The organism is Vibrio sp. 1F253, assembly GCF_041439295.1.
Taxonomy (GTDB): domain Bacteria; phylum Pseudomonadota; class Gammaproteobacteria; order Enterobacterales; family Vibrionaceae; genus Vibrio; species Vibrio tasmaniensis_A.
On the sequence record NZ_JBGONU010000024.1, the window covers coordinates 17,829 to 31,734 of the forward strand.

At 44.6% G+C, this 13,906-nt stretch carries 12 protein-coding genes; 7 read left to right on the forward strand and 5 right to left on the reverse strand.

Annotation, left to right across the window (positions count from 1 at the left end; all coding sequences use genetic code 11):
* Nucleotides 1-60 precede the first annotated feature (60 nt).
* Nucleotides 61-429, forward strand: coding sequence for a PilZ domain-containing protein (locus ACED28_RS13235; RefSeq protein WP_065680294.1), 369 nt, complete (start codon nucleotides 61-63; stop codon nucleotides 427-429).
* 49 nt (nucleotides 430-478) lie between these two features.
* Nucleotides 479-1,489, forward strand: coding sequence for a M23 family metallopeptidase (locus tag ACED28_RS13240; protein WP_371710026.1), 1,011 nt, complete (start codon nucleotides 479-481; stop codon nucleotides 1,487-1,489).
* A 133-nt stretch (nucleotides 1,490-1,622) separates the two neighbouring features.
* Here the strand turns inward: ACED28_RS13240 and tyrA are convergent, their stop codons facing one another.
* The 3 genes from tyrA to nagZ form a co-directional block, all read right to left on the reverse strand.
* Nucleotides 1,623-2,750, reverse strand: a complete 1,128-nt coding sequence (gene tyrA, locus ACED28_RS13245) for a bifunctional chorismate mutase/prephenate dehydrogenase (protein ID WP_135384510.1) — start codon at nucleotides 2,748-2,750, stop codon at nucleotides 1,623-1,625.
* Between the two features lie 117 nt (nucleotides 2,751-2,867).
* Nucleotides 2,868-3,941: a 3-deoxy-7-phosphoheptulonate synthase gene (locus ACED28_RS13250; protein ID WP_017059354.1), complete on the reverse strand. Its 1,074-nt coding sequence runs from the start codon at nucleotides 3,939-3,941 to the stop codon at nucleotides 2,868-2,870.
* 246 nt (nucleotides 3,942-4,187) lie between these two features.
* Nucleotides 4,188-5,177: a beta-N-acetylhexosaminidase gene (nagZ, locus tag ACED28_RS13255; protein WP_371710027.1), complete on the reverse strand. Its 990-nt coding sequence runs from the start codon at nucleotides 5,175-5,177 to the stop codon at nucleotides 4,188-4,190.
* Between the two features lie 121 nt (nucleotides 5,178-5,298).
* On the opposite strand from nagZ, the gene ACED28_RS13260 reads away from it, so the two are divergent.
* On the forward strand, nucleotides 5,299-6,414 hold the full coding sequence (locus ACED28_RS13260) for an anhydro-N-acetylmuramic acid kinase (RefSeq protein ID WP_371710028.1): 1,116 nt from the start codon (nucleotides 5,299-5,301) through the stop codon (nucleotides 6,412-6,414).
* Nucleotides 6,415-6,497: 83 nt separating this feature from the next.
* Nucleotides 6,498-7,418 carry an N-acetylmuramic acid 6-phosphate etherase gene (gene murQ, locus ACED28_RS13265; RefSeq protein WP_371710030.1) on the forward strand — a complete coding sequence of 307 codons (921 nt, stop codon included), beginning with the start codon at nucleotides 6,498-6,500 and terminating at the stop codon, nucleotides 7,416-7,418.
* Between the two features lie 265 nt (nucleotides 7,419-7,683).
* Here murQ and ACED28_RS13270 read toward each other — a convergent pair whose 3' ends face one another.
* A complete protein-coding gene (locus ACED28_RS13270) occupies nucleotides 7,684-8,034 on the reverse strand; it encodes a DUF2799 domain-containing protein (protein ID WP_009848451.1) in 351 nt (116 codons plus the stop codon).
* A gap of 332 nt (nucleotides 8,035-8,366) precedes the next feature.
* On the opposite strand from ACED28_RS13270, the gene ACED28_RS13275 reads away from it, so the two are divergent.
* The 3 genes from ACED28_RS13275 to btsR all read left to right on the forward strand — a co-directional run bounded on the left by ACED28_RS13275 (nucleotide 8,367) and on the right by btsR (nucleotide 12,625).
* Complete coding sequence (locus ACED28_RS13275) at nucleotides 8,367-9,860, forward strand: carbon starvation protein A (RefSeq protein ID WP_371710031.1); 1,494 nt, start codon at nucleotides 8,367-8,369, stop codon at nucleotides 9,858-9,860.
* Nucleotides 9,861-10,117: 257 nt separating this feature from the next.
* Complete coding sequence (locus ACED28_RS13280) at nucleotides 10,118-11,788, forward strand: LytS/YhcK type 5TM receptor domain-containing protein (protein ID WP_371710032.1); 1,671 nt, start codon at nucleotides 10,118-10,120, stop codon at nucleotides 11,786-11,788.
* Between the two features lie 105 nt (nucleotides 11,789-11,893).
* Nucleotides 11,894-12,625, forward strand: coding sequence for a two-component system response regulator BtsR (btsR, locus tag ACED28_RS13285; RefSeq protein ID WP_371710033.1), 732 nt, complete (start codon nucleotides 11,894-11,896; stop codon nucleotides 12,623-12,625).
* A gap of 161 nt (nucleotides 12,626-12,786) precedes the next feature.
* On the opposite strand, the gene ispH is transcribed toward btsR, so the two are convergent.
* Entirely contained in the window at nucleotides 12,787-13,743 is a 957-nt protein-coding gene (gene ispH, locus ACED28_RS13290) for a 4-hydroxy-3-methylbut-2-enyl diphosphate reductase (protein ID WP_012603278.1), read from the reverse strand.
* Nucleotides 13,744-13,906 lie beyond the last annotated feature (163 nt).

The following is a 13,906-nucleotide window of genomic DNA, read 5'->3' on the forward strand; positions in this document are numbered from 1 at the left end:
ATAATAGCGGCCTTTGATATATCTGGTTATATGTTACGTATTGATATAGAGAGATTAGTTATGATTGAAAGACGTCAATTTTCACGAGTTGTTTATCAAACCCCGACTGATATATCACAAGGGAACGTAAATGTATCAGGCTCAGTACAAGACTTATCTCTTCATGGCCTACTCATTCAATGCGATAAATTACAGCAACTCAGAACTGACATTCCTGTTCAAGTCAGCTTTAAGCTCGAAAGCAGTGATATCAATATTCAGTTAGAAGCAACGATAGTCTCGACCATCAATACCTCAATGCGTTTACGTATAGAGCATTTAGATATTGATAGTATCAGCCACCTTAAGCGCCTTGTGGAACTTAACGTTGGCGACGATGAACTGCTTTATAGAGAGATTGAACACCTTACCGATTTAGGTAGTGAGTGACGTCTCCATTCCCCTTTTTCTATTAGAAGCATTTAGTTAATACAGAACCATGTCTAAAAAAGTTTCCATTACAATCCCCTTAACCCAAGGGGATCAGACGTTTTATTTCGGTCGAAAAGCCGTACTAATATGTACCACAGCCCTTTTTTCAGTGCCTCTATTGATTGGCGGAGCTGCATACATGCACTTTGAGGGTAAACAAGAACTCGCCCTCCAAGCCGATGATGCACAACAATTGATTGAAACACTTATTGTTGAAAAAGAACAAACCGACTTTCTTTACGCTGAGCAGGTAGAAACCAATCACTCACTGTCTCAAGCATTAACCGAGAAAGAAGGCACTATTCAGTTACTTGGTAAGCGTGTATTTGATGTGGAATCAGTGCTTGGCCTGACCGATGAAGAGCCGCTGACTGATGACGTCTCTTTAGAAGACCGAATTGATGCAGCTGCAGTAGATTCGGCAGTCAGAGCCACAATGTTTCGTTTAATTCCAAATGACAGCCCTATGGCTTATCAACGCATATCATCCTCTTATGGTCGTCGCTCTAACCCTATAACAGGTAAACGCCACGTTCATACTGGTATCGACCTAACGTGTAAGCGTGGTGAAGATATAGTAGCGCCAGCAGATGGCGTAATTGAAACCGTGCGCCCAAGTAAGAAGGGCTTCGGTAACTTTATAACGATGCGTCACTCATTCGGTTTCATGAGCTCTTATGCGCACCTACAGAAGTTCAAAGTACGTAGCGGTCAATTTGTGAGTAAAGGCGATGTGATTGCGAGCTGTGGTAACTCAGGTAACTCAACCGGGCCACACTTGCACTATGAGGTACGCTTTCTTGGTCGTTCATTGAACCCTCAATACTTGATGGATTGGACACCTGAGAACTTCAACTACGTGTTTGAGAAAGAGAAAAAGGTTAAGTGGGGTCCATTGGTTCAACTGATTGATAATGTGGTTCGCTTGCAGATCAACCTGACTAACGTGCCTTACATTAGCTCGACCATAGACACCGTATCGAGTGAAGATAGTAAGAAACCTATCACGACTAACTAGTTATTGGTTATTGATTTGGCCTATGATGTTCTAATTGCTTTTAGCCTACAGTAGACCAAATGCTTTCATAGCATTCAGTACAAACAAAAAGAGCGACCTGATGGTCGCTCTTTTTTATGATTTCAAATCGTAATTAGCCACGATGAATCGAGTCATGTGCTTGTTTTAGAAGACTTTGGCTCTCTTGCAAGAACTGCTGCGAGTAGTCGCCAAACCAATCACTGACTTGATTAAAGCTATCAACGAATTTAGCTTTATCTTTCCCATCCAAGATTTCCAATGCTTCACCGAAACGACTATGGAAACGTCGAATCATCTCAATGTTCTCATCTGAAGAAAGAATGATATCACCGTACAAGTTCGGGTCTTGAGCAAACAGACGACCAACCATCGCAATCTCAAGTCGGTAGATTGGCGAGCTTAACTTCAAAAGTTGATCAATGTTCGGGTTCTCTTTACTTAGGTGCAAGCCGTAAGCAAAAGAAGTGAAGTGACGAAGAGCTTGAATCAGAGTCATGCCGTGATCGTGTTCCGCAGCATCCATCTGGCAAAGGCTCGCGCCCCAAATACCAAATTGATTCAGCAACCATTGGTAGCTTTCAGAGCCACGCCCATCACTGTAAACAATCACTTGTTTCGCAAGGCTTGGAACATCTGGACCAAACATTGGGTGTAATCCAACCACAGGGCCTTGGTGCATGTTCATCATGGCTTGTAGAGGCTTTGATTTAATCGACGTCAAATCACACAGAATACAATCGCTTGGTAGGTTACCCAACTTCGCAATCACACCTTCTGTCAGGTGAATTGGAACCGTTACAACCACAAGGCCAGCATTATCTAAGATCTCATCGGCTTTGTCCCAATCTTGGCTGCCAAGGATTTTCACTTCGTAACCAGAAAGCTTGAACATACGGCCAAACAGACCACCAAGCTGACCATTACCACCAACGATAACCACTGAACGTAACTCTGGGTTAAGGCACTTAAAACCAGAATCTTTTTCACTGGCATAAGACTCACGCATCGTACGACGTAAAATATCTTCGATTAACTGCGGTGGTACTCCTATTTTCTCGGCTTCTTGACGACGAGATGCCAACATCGCGGCTTCACGTTCCGGTACATAAATAGGTAAACCATGTTCACTTTTTACTTCACCGACTTTCTCCACTAGAGCCAGTCGTTGAGCCAGTAAATCCAACATTTGTTTATCGACAGCATCGATTTGGTCGCGTAATTCGTTCAGTTCAACGGCCATTTTATTCCTTACTCATCTATAAGCCCGTGCCAATCTAAAAGCCCGCACTGATGCAGGTTCGTTAGCAACAGATCTTAAAATGCCCCATTAGATGAGGCACTTAAATTTAAACTCTGACTAACCTTTCAAGCGGTTCTCTAAGAACGGGACTAATTCCGTATGTGCATGTTTCAATAGTGCCTCAGTTGAATCCCAATTGATACACGCGTCGGTAATAGATACACCGTATTTCATCTCATTGAGAGGTATATCTGAAGATTGGTTTCCTTCGTTAATATGGCTCTCAATCATCAGGCCGATAATCGACTTATTACCTTCACGAATCTGATGGATGACATCTTCAGCCACCAGCGGTTGACGACGGAAATCTTTACGAGAGTTCGCATGACTACAGTCGACCATTAGTGCCGCCTCTAAGCCAGATTTACCCAGCTCTTGCTCACATTCGTGTACCGATACTGAATCGTAGTTCGTCTGCTTACCGCCACGTAAAATTACGTGACCATTTGGGTTACCTTGCGTCGTTAGTAGTGCGACTTGACCTTCACGGCTGATACCCATGAAACGGTGGCTAGAAGAAGCCGCCTGCATTGCATTGATTGCAGTACCTAGATTGCCATCCGTACCATTCTTAAAGCCGATTGGCATTGAAAGACCACTCGCCATTTCACGGTGGGTTTGTGATTCAGTCGTACGAGCGCCGATTGCAGCCCAGCTGAATGTATCTGCTAGGTATTGCGGACTGATTGGATCTAGCGCTTCCGTCGCTAGTGGGATTTCCATCTCAGCAAGTTCAACAAGTAACTCACGACCAACATGTAAACCATGCTCAATATCGAAAGTACCATCTAGGTGAGGGTCATTGATCAAGCCTTTCCAACCAACAGTAGTACGAGGCTTCTCAAAGTAAACACGCATTACAATATACAGTTGGTCGCTAAGCTGCTCAGATAAAGCTTTTAAGCGTTTCGCGTATTCTTTCGCAGCTTCAATATCATGGATAGAACATGGGCCACATACTACAAGCATGCGATGATCTTTCTTATGAATGATGTTTGCTATAGTTTGACGAGACTCTTGAATGAAACGACGAGCATTATCACTCAAAGGCAGTTTTGCTTTTAACTCCTCAGGAGTAATCAGTACCTGTTCGTCGATGATATTGACATTGCTTAATTCACTTTTCTGCATAACTCAACCTGTATATTTATTTTTACACCCAACATTTCCATTTGGGCTGACAATCTTTAAAAACACAATAACAACTACAAAAACGATTGCAAGTGTAAACAATAAAAAACATTTAATGTAAATTAAAACTTACACACCCTCTTTAATTCACTCTGATACACAAACCAGCTTAAACTGCACCTCACACATACAAAAAAGGCGATATTTCTCATATCGCCTTCTTCAAACTTATAGAGTGTTTATTTATCACCCAGCGTTTAACATTCGCTTAATTTGCTCTGAGGCCTCTTTCCATCGACTATCCGAGTGAAGCGTCGATAAATCAAAGCTGTGCTTTTTAAGCAATGAGTTGGCTAAAGGCACCTCTTGAATCGCTAAATGATCAAGAGCCTCAATTTGTGCATCTCGCTTATTACACATCAACACCATGTCACAGCCAGCATTCAAAGCTGCTTTCGCTCTGTCTGCTGGTCCGCCCATAATGGCCGCGCCTTCCATCGTTAAGTCGTCAGAAAAAACTAAGCCTTTGAATCCAAGCTGCTGCTTCAATACTTTCTGCAGCCAATACAGTGAACCGCTCGCTGGTTGATCATCATAGTGAGAGAAAACCACGTGTGCTGGCATCATGGCATCCAATATTCCGGCTTCAATTTGCGCCTTGAAAATGGCCATGTCTGTTTCAAAGATATCGTTTCTAGGATCGTAAGGCGTTTCAAGGTGCGAATCAGCAATCACGCCACCGTGTCCTGGAAAGTGCTTGCCTGTTGTCGCCATACCAACCGACTTCATGCCTTTGATGAAAGCGCTGCTGTGACGAACAATGGTATCAATATCTTCACCAAACGCTCGGCTACCAATCGCTTTACAGTCGTGGCCTTTGTCTAATACCGGCGCAAAGCTCAGATCGATATCATGGGCAATCAATTCCGCCGCCATCAACCAGCCGGCTTGTTCTGCTAACTGCTCACCATCGTTCTTAGTCGCAAATTCTTGAGCTGCAGGGATAATTGAAAAACCATCGCGAAAGCGCTGAACTCGGCCGCCTTCTTGGTCAACGCCAATCAAAATAGGACGTTTCGCTACCTTGCGGATCTCTTTATTTAACGCCGAAAGCTGTTTGCTATCGTGGTAGTTTCGAGCGAATAAGATGAGACCACCAACGGTTGGGTGCTCTAAAATTTCTCTGTCTTCAGCTGTCAGTTCGTAGCCCGCGACATCTACCCACAACGGTCCCATATTTATCCCTTATTAAACCTAATTTCATAAACTTCCCGAGATTATTCTCTTTAAATTTGCTTTACAATGTTTTTAAACCAATCTGTGGAAGACTTTAAGAATGCAGTGCAAGAGCTTAGGAATGGATCGTAAAGAACTGTATATCGGTGTGATGTCGGGGACGAGTATGGACGGTGTTGATACGGCCTTGGTTTCGATTGAAGATTCGCGCATCACATTGCTCGCTCATGATGAGTTCCCAATGCCTGATGATCTCAAAGCGCGTCTGCTTGAAGTTTGTATTGGTCAGAAAACGGATTTGATTGCCATTGGCGAACTAGACCACCAGCTTGGTCATCTATTTGCTGATGCTGTTCTGCAACTTCTCGATAAGTCAGGTACGCCTGCATCTTCTGTGACTGCGATTGGGAACCATGGCCAAACAGTATTCCACCAGCCAACCGGTACTTCGCCATTTACCATGCAGTTGGGTGACGCTAATATCATTGCCGCTAAAACAGATATTCAAACTGTTGCCGACTTCAGACGCAAAGACATGGCGCTTGGCGGACAAGGTGCGCCATTAGTCCCCGCGTTTCACCATACGATTTTTCACCCGCGAGACAGCTCGGTTGTAGTCTTGAATATTGGTGGTATCTCGAATATTTCAGTACTGCGCCCGAATCAGCCTACTCTTGGTTATGATACAGGCCCCGGCAATATGTTGATGGACGCTTGGGTTGATAAACACATAGGTGATAAGTTTGACCGTGATGCACTGTTCGCGCTAACAGGCCAACTGAATCAAGCCTTGCTCGAACAGCTTCTAAGTGAATCTTATCTATCTCAACTGCCACCGAAAAGTACTGGTAGAGAACTGTTCAACCTACCTTGGCTAGAGCAACAATTAACAGAATTTAAAGATCTTGCGACAGAAGATATTCAGCGCACACTTTGTGAATACACCGCATTGACGATAGCGAATGAAGTGGAGACTTATCGCTTGGGTGATCAACCTGCACTCTATGTGTGTGGCGGTGGTACGAGAAATCCATTGTTGATGAAGAGACTGTCTGAACTGCTTCCTAGCTGGGAGGTTGAGTCAACCACCAGTAAAGGCGTTGATGCCGATTATATGGAAGCTATGGCCTTTGCGTGGCTTGCTCAACGTCATGTTCATCAACTGCCAAGCAATTTACCAGAAGTGACTGGCGCAAGCAGAGCGGCCTCTCTAGGCGTTCTCTATCGTGCAGATTAACTTGATAGCCGTGCTAACTTAGTAACAATACTGACTTCGCGATGCTGTCTAAACAATTTTAGAATCACCATTTAAGGATCATTATGAGTAACGACGCTCTCATATCAGCGCTCTCGCACCTCGTTTCGGAGGGGAGAAACCCTGACACTATGGATATTGATCTACTCACCTCTCTCGAAGTGGTTGAAAAGATTAACCAACAAGACAAACAGGTACCACTGGCGATCGAAGCCGAATTACCACTGATCGCGAAAGCGGTTGACAAGATCGCTCACGCCTTTCAAAACGGTGGCCGACTGATCTATATGGGTGCAGGCACCAGTGGTCGATTAGGTGTATTAGATGCCTCAGAGTGCCCTCCGACTTTCGGTGTTTCAGACAAAATGGTTATCGGCTTAATCGCTGGCGGACCAGAAGCGATTTTAAAAGCCAAAGAGGGAGCGGAAGATTCGCTGACTCTCGGTATTGAAGACCTGAAAGCCATTCAATTTACAGAAAACGATGTCGTGGTAGGCATTGCAGCCAGTGGCCGTACACCTTACGTGATTGGTGCACTCAATTATGCCAATCAACTTGGCGCAGTGACGGTTGCATTGTCTTGTAACCCTGATTCTCCGATTGCTGAAATCGCTCAAATCGCAATTAGCCCGGTGGTTGGCCCAGAAGCATTGACGGGTTCAACACGACTCAAATCAGGGACAGCACAAAAGCTGGTGCTTAATATGCTGACCACAGCCAGCATGATTCGCATTGGTAAGAGCTACCAAAACCTGATGGTCGACGTAAAAGCGACCAATGAAAAGTTGGTTGCCCGCGCTGCTCGTATCGTTATCCAAGCAACGGAGTGCGAGAAAGCACTGGCGGTGTCGACACTTAAAGCGACTGATTACGATGTGAAGCTATCGATTTTGATGATTCTAACAGGGCTAGATTTAGAACTGGCCAAGGCTCAGCTTGATAAACAAAATGGCTTCTTGAGAAAAGCGGTCGAGAATAATCAGTAATCTGCTGATACCAATCACAGTAAGTAAGTGATTATAAATAGCGCAGGAAAAATGCTTGAGAACAAGGCAGAAATTTTCGATAAGTAGTTATTCTACAATTAAAATTTCTAACGATGTTATCGAGTGTTTTAACCAGCTAGGATGAACAGTTATTTACTACGATTGGCATTATACTGTTGAGCGTTACTCTCGCTACATACAAAAAGACCAGTACACATGCAGTACTGGTCTCTTTTAGTTTTCATTTGTTATCGCTAGCTTGGGCTTAATAATCGTTCGAGAACTCATCCCAGCCACGTTGCCATTCCATACGGAAACGTTGAGCGTCTTCCGTACCAGAACACACGCCTTCATACACTTGACCAGATAAACCAATCTGATAAGCATGGTTCGGATTACAATATTCAGTCACACCTAGGTGATAACCTTCTGTATAGCTAGCTTGATCGACTCCGCCAAGCTCGGCCATATCTGAATAAGAACGCTGAGTGTGGCCTTTGATACCATCACGATAGCCAATCTCTTGCCAATTGCCTTCAGCTGCTAAATCTTGAACATTGGCGCTGCATCCTGCAAGGCTAAATGCCACGGCGAATAGTGCGATTATTTTTTTCATTTCAATCCTTTATATTTACCTAGCCACTTCCTGATGAAGCGTTATCTTTGTGGTGATTCTCCGCTGAACACTGGCTGATGTCCACTGATGTCTGCTATCTGCCACTGATATCTATTGGTGACCGCTTAAAGCTGATAAGTCACCACTTGTCAGAAGTAAGGCACTTCTCAACACGAATAACCAACCGCTCTACAAACGTAGCAAACCACTCAATCAGTTATAACACCACTTAATTGACTATTCGACCACTCACTCTCATAGCGGAAGTTTCTTCTCATACTCTTCTTTAATATACACCCTGACTTAATTAATACATTCAGGGATAACAAATTATGATGTGGTTTCTTACCTGTGTTGCAGCACTCATTGGTGGCTACTTTATTTACGGTGCCTTTATCGAGAAGATTTTCGGTATCAATGAAAAGCGTCAAACACCTGCTCACACCAAACAAGATGGCGTGGACTACGTTCCGATGTCGACGCCAAAGGTTTACCTAGTTCAGCTGCTTAACATTGCAGGTGTAGGTCCAATCTTCGGCCCTATCATGGGTGCCCTTTACGGCCCAGCAGCGATGCTTTGGATCGTGCTAGGCTGTATCTTCGCAGGTGCAGTACACGACTACTTCTCAGGTATGTTATCTATCCGTAATGGTGGCGCTTCAGTTCCAACTATCACTGGACGTTACCTAGGCAATGGCGCAAAACACTTTATGAACATCTTTGCCATTGTTCTACTGCTTCTAGTTGGCGTGGTATTCGTATCTGCTCCTGCAGGCATGATCACTAACCTAGTGAACGACCAAACTGATTTCGCGATGTCTGCAACAACCATGGTTGTTATCATCTTTGCTTACTACATCATCGCAACGATTGTCCCTGTCGATAAAATCATTGGTCGCTTCTACCCACTGTTCGGTGCACTGCTTATCTTCATGTCTGTTGGCTTAATCACTGCGATTGGTCTGTCTGACGAGCACCAAATAATGGGCGGCTTCGAGATGAAAGACATGTTCACCAACATGAACCCGAATGACCTACCACTTTGGCCTGCTCTATTCATCACTATCGCTTGTGGTGCTATCTCTGGCTTCCACGCAACTCAGTCTCCTTTGATGGCGCGTTGTATGGAAAACGAGAAGAACGGTCGCTTCGTGTTCTACGGCGCAATGATTGGTGAAGGCATCATCGCTCTAATCTGGTGTGCACTTGCTCTGTCGTTCTTCGGTTCAGTTGAGTCTTTATCTGACGCGATTGCAAACGGCGGCCCAGGTAACGTGGTATACAGCGCTTCATTTGGCCTACTGGGTGTATTTGGCGGTATCCTTGCTTTCCTTGGCGTGGTTATCCTACCTATCACTTCTGGTGACACAGCGTTCCGTTCAAGCCGTCTTATCCTTGCTGAATACTTCAACATGGAACAGAAAACACTGCGTAACCGACTACTAATGGCTCTACCGCTATTCGTTCTTGGTGGCATCCTGACTCAAGTAGATTTCGGCATCATCTGGCGCTACTTCGGTTTTGCTAACCAATCAACAGCAGTCATGATGCTATGGACAGCTTCGGCTTACCTACTTCGTCACAATAAACTGCACTGGGTAACAACGGTTCCAGCTGTGTTCATGACTTCTGTGTGTATTACATTCATCCTGAACAACAGCCAGCTAGGCTTCGGTCTGCCAATGCAGCTTTCAACCATCATCGGCGTAGTGAGTGCATTCGGTATCGCAGCTTACGTTATCAAAATTTCAAAAGGCAAAGGCGATACCGACCTTGCTGATGAAGAATCAGAAAAGGAAGCAAAGCCCGTAACAAAAACAGCTTAGCTTTCCCGAAATATTCTCACTCTTCATAGAAAGAGGAGAATAAGAAAGCCAAAAACACTTCGCTTGTTCCACCACATCTTTGATGAACTGGAATCTAAGATCAAAGCCCATCATGTATGATGGGCTTTATTATTTTATCCATAACCACTGAATACGTTAGTTTCCACTTTATAAAAGAAAGACAACCTGCAAAAAGCAAAGCTACCTTTCAGCCTCAATGAGCTTTACACTTAGCAAGCATCTCAATTGGTGAAAATATGGAACTCATTCTCTCTCTGCTGCAACAAACCTGTGTCTACTTAGTAATAGCTTACATGCTAAGTAAAACCCCGTTGATTCTCCCTTTGTTGAGCATCTCTTCACGCTTAAGTCATAAAATAAGCTGCTACGTTCTGTTTTCCCTATTCTGTATTATGGGCACCTATTTTGGACTGCAGATTAATGACGCGATAGCCAATACGCGCGCGATGGGTGCGGTCATGGGTGGTCTATTTGGCGGCCCTGTCGTTGGCTTTGCCGTCGGCTTTACTGGCGGTATTCACCGTTACTCATTAGGCGGCTTCACAGACTTGGCTTGTGCTATTTCCACCACAGCAGAAGGCTTGATTGGCGGCCTATTGCACGTTTACTTGGTTAGAAAGAACAAAGCCAGCCAGCTATTTAATCCATTGGTGGTTTTCTCGGTAACCCTGTTTGCAGAGATTATTCAGATGCTCATTCTTTTAGCGGTCGCGAAACCATTCGAGCAATCTTATGCCTTAGTGTCCGATATTGCCGCACCAATGATCATCGCAAACTCTGTGGGTGCGGCACTGTTCATGAGCATCATCCAAGACCGTAAAACCATCTTCGAAAAATATTCTGCAACCTTCTCTCGTCGCGCATTAACCATCGCCGAGCGTTCAGTGGGTATTTTGCATGGAGGATTCAATTCAGATAATGCGCAAAAAATCGTGCGGATCATTTACGAAGAGACCAACGTTGGTGCGGTGGCGATCACCGACCGAGAAAAAATTCTCGCTTTCATCGGCATTGGTGATGAACACCATATTCCGAACACCCCTATTTCATCGCAGAGCACGCTCACTTCGATGGAACAGAACGACATCATCTACCTTGATGGCAAAGAGAATCCATACCAATGCTCCCTTTCGCAAGATTGTAAGTTAGGCTCAGCGCTAATTATCCCGTTAAGAGCAGGAAACGAAGTCATCGGAACCATCAAACTGTATGAGCCAAAGCTGAAGCTGTTCTCGACCATCAATATGTCGATGGGTGAAGGTATCGCTCAGCTATTGTCGAGCCAGATCCTATTTAGCAACTATCAGCAGCAGCAAACGCTGCTGACACAAGCGGAAATCAAACTGCTGCATGCACAGGTGAACCCACACTTCTTGTTTAATGCACTTAACACCATCAGTGCCGTTACACGTCGTGACCCTGATAAAGCACGTGAGCTCATTCAACATCTGTCTCACTTCTTTAGAAGTAACCTGAAGCAGAACATCAACACGGTAAAACTCAAAGATGAACTGGCACACGTTAATGCGTATCTAACCATAGAGAAGGCACGCTTTACCGATCGATTAGAAGTGGAATGGGATATCGACCCGCAACTGTATGAGTCGCAACTGCCAAGCTTTACCCTACAACCGCTAGTAGAAAATGCCATCAAACATGGGATTTCTAACATGCTAGAAGGCGGCAAAGTGAAGATCTATAGCGAGGCTTTAGTGGGTGGATTCAAGTTAATCGTTGAAGACAATGCTGGTAATTATCAGAAGCCATCCCAAGATCACGTTGGATTAGGTATGGAGATTGTTGATAAACGACTCACTAATTTTTTTGGACAAGATTCAGCACTAAAAATAGAATCTCAACCACAGCAATTTACTCGAATGAGCTTTATCATACCTATACTGAAATAAAGGCATTTTCGGAGACGAATCACTCCGAGTTGAAACATTTAGAAGCAGACATTTAAAAGAAAAGCGTGAAACAAGCAGGGATAGAACCAAAATGAAGATTGTAGGATGTTAAAGGCATTAGTTGTCGATGATGAGCTTTTTGCTCGCGAAGAGCTGATTGAACTACTCACTGAAACCGGACAAGTAGAAATCATTGGCCAAGCGAGTAACGCGATCGAAGGACTGAAACAGATCAATCTGCTCAAGCCTGATGTGGTGTATTTGGATATCCAAATGCCGCAGGTTACCGGAATCGAACTGTTAAGCATGCTTGATCCAGACACCATGCCTTACGTTGTATTCGTCACTGCCTACGACCAATATGCGATTCAAGCCTTTGAAGACAATGCCTTTGATTACCTACTCAAGCCGGTCGAACCTTGTCGACTAAACAAGAGTGTTTGTCGTCTGAATAAGGTCATCAAGCAGAACCACAAAGCGCCGGAACAAGACATCTCTGCCATTGCTCCGTGCCGTTTAGAACAGATCCCATGTATCGGCCATAACCGCATTGTGATCATGGCGAGCCAAACGGTCGAGTGCGCTTATTCGGATATCAGTGGTGTGCATGTTCGTAGCTCCTCACAAACGGCGACCTCACAGTTAACGCTAAAGATCTTGGAAGAAAAAACCGATTTGATCCGTTGTCATCGACAGTATTTGATCAACATAAAATCGATCCAAGAGATCAAACTGTTGGAAAATGGATTAGCGGAGATCATCACGCTGACTGGTTTTGAAGTGCCTGTCAGCCGCCGCTACCTCAAGACACTAAAGGAGCTACTCGGTCTCCAGTAACGAGTTAGAAGTTAGAAGTTAGAAGTTAGACGTTAGACGACTTGTTCCAAAGCACGATCAAAAAAGCCAACGTATCAACGTTGGCTTCCTGCTGTTTACAAATCAATAGTGTTTGCGAATCGATAGAGTTACGAATCGATCTTGTCGCCAATCTATAGAGATTAGTCGACTTGCTTAATCTGCAGCTCTTTCGGTACTTCGAAGAACATGTTCTCTTCACGACCTTGAATCTCTTCAACTTCGGTTGCACCCAGCTCACGAATACGATCTAAGATTTGGTTTACTAGCTCTTCAGGAGCAGAAGCACCGGCAGTTACACCGATTTTCTTTTTCCCTTCAACCCATTCAGTTTGAATATCTTCAGGGCAGTCGGTTAGATAACCTGGCGTGCCTAGCTTCTCAGCCAGCTCTTTCAAACGTGTTGAATTCGATGAGTTCTTAGAACCGACAACAATCACGACATCAACATCACCGGCCATCTCGCGAATAGCGTCCTGACGGTTTTGAGTCGCGTAGCAGATGTCGTCTTTACGTGGGCCTTGGATCTCAGGGAACACTCGACGCAGCTCTTCAATCACATCCGCCGTTTCATCAACTGACAGCGTGGTTTGGCTAACGTAATGTAAGTTACTCGGGTCGTTCACGACTAAGTTCTGTACATCTTCTGGTCTTTCAACCAAGTACATACCACCAGTTTGGCTAGCGTACTGACCCATAGTGCCTTCAACCTCAGGATGACCAGCGTGACCAATCAATACCACTTCCATATGTTTGCGGCTCGCACGAGCAACTTCCATATGAACTTTGGTTACCAATGGGCATGTTGCATCAAATACCGTGAGTTCACGCTCTTTCGCTTCTTTACGAACAGCTTGAGAAACACCGTGAGCAGAGAAGATCACGATATTGTCGTCTGGCACTTCACTCAGTTCTTCGACAAAAATAGCACCACGCTGCTTGAGCCCCTCTACAACAAAGCGGTTGTGCACCACTTCATGGCGAACATAGATCGGTGGCTGATACATTTCTAGTGCGCGCTCTACGATGCTGATCGCACGATCGACACCGGCACAAAAGCCACGAGGGTTAGCTAACATTATTTTCATTTCATTGCTCATCATTTACCGCGGTACTAAGGTTGTTTCTATAGAGTTCGCTGTCAGCGAGGTTCGCATTCTACAGTGAAGCGCCTAGACAGTGAAGCTCTGGGTTGCATCACACCTGTAAGGCGATATTATTCTACTGTTAAGATAGTGATTAACCGCTAAGATAGCTACTCCA

Excerpts from the sequence above, each read along its gene's own strand:
- ACED28_RS13280 (WP_371710032.1), top strand. The coding sequence starts at position 10,118 with ATGGAACTCATTCTCTCTCTGCTGCAACAAACCTGTGTCTACTTAGTA.
- ACED28_RS13240 (WP_371710026.1), top strand. The coding sequence starts at position 479 with ATGTCTAAAAAAGTTTCCATTACAATCCCCTTAACCCAAGGGGATCAG.
- ACED28_RS13250 (WP_017059354.1), bottom strand. The coding sequence starts at position 3,941 with ATGCAGAAAAGTGAATTAAGCAATGTCAATATCATCGACGAACAGGTA.
- ACED28_RS13270 (WP_009848451.1), bottom strand. The coding sequence starts at position 8,034 with ATGAAAAAAATAATCGCACTATTCGCCGTGGCATTTAGCCTTGCAGGA.
- murQ (WP_371710030.1), top strand. The coding sequence starts at position 6,498 with ATGAGTAACGACGCTCTCATATCAGCGCTCTCGCACCTCGTTTCGGAG.
- btsR (WP_371710033.1), top strand. The coding sequence starts at position 11,894 with ATGTTAAAGGCATTAGTTGTCGATGATGAGCTTTTTGCTCGCGAAGAG.
- ispH (WP_012603278.1), bottom strand. The coding sequence starts at position 13,743 with ATGAGCAATGAAATGAAAATAATGTTAGCTAACCCTCGTGGCTTTTGT.
- nagZ (WP_371710027.1), bottom strand. The coding sequence starts at position 5,177 with ATGGGACCGTTGTGGGTAGATGTCGCGGGCTACGAACTGACAGCTGAA.
- ACED28_RS13275 (WP_371710031.1), top strand. The coding sequence starts at position 8,367 with ATGATGTGGTTTCTTACCTGTGTTGCAGCACTCATTGGTGGCTACTTT.
- ACED28_RS13235 (WP_065680294.1), top strand. The coding sequence starts at position 61 with ATGATTGAAAGACGTCAATTTTCACGAGTTGTTTATCAAACCCCGACT.
- ACED28_RS13260 (WP_371710028.1), top strand. The coding sequence starts at position 5,299 with ATGGATCGTAAAGAACTGTATATCGGTGTGATGTCGGGGACGAGTATG.
- tyrA (WP_135384510.1), bottom strand. The coding sequence starts at position 2,750 with ATGGCCGTTGAACTGAACGAATTACGCGACCAAATCGATGCTGTCGAT.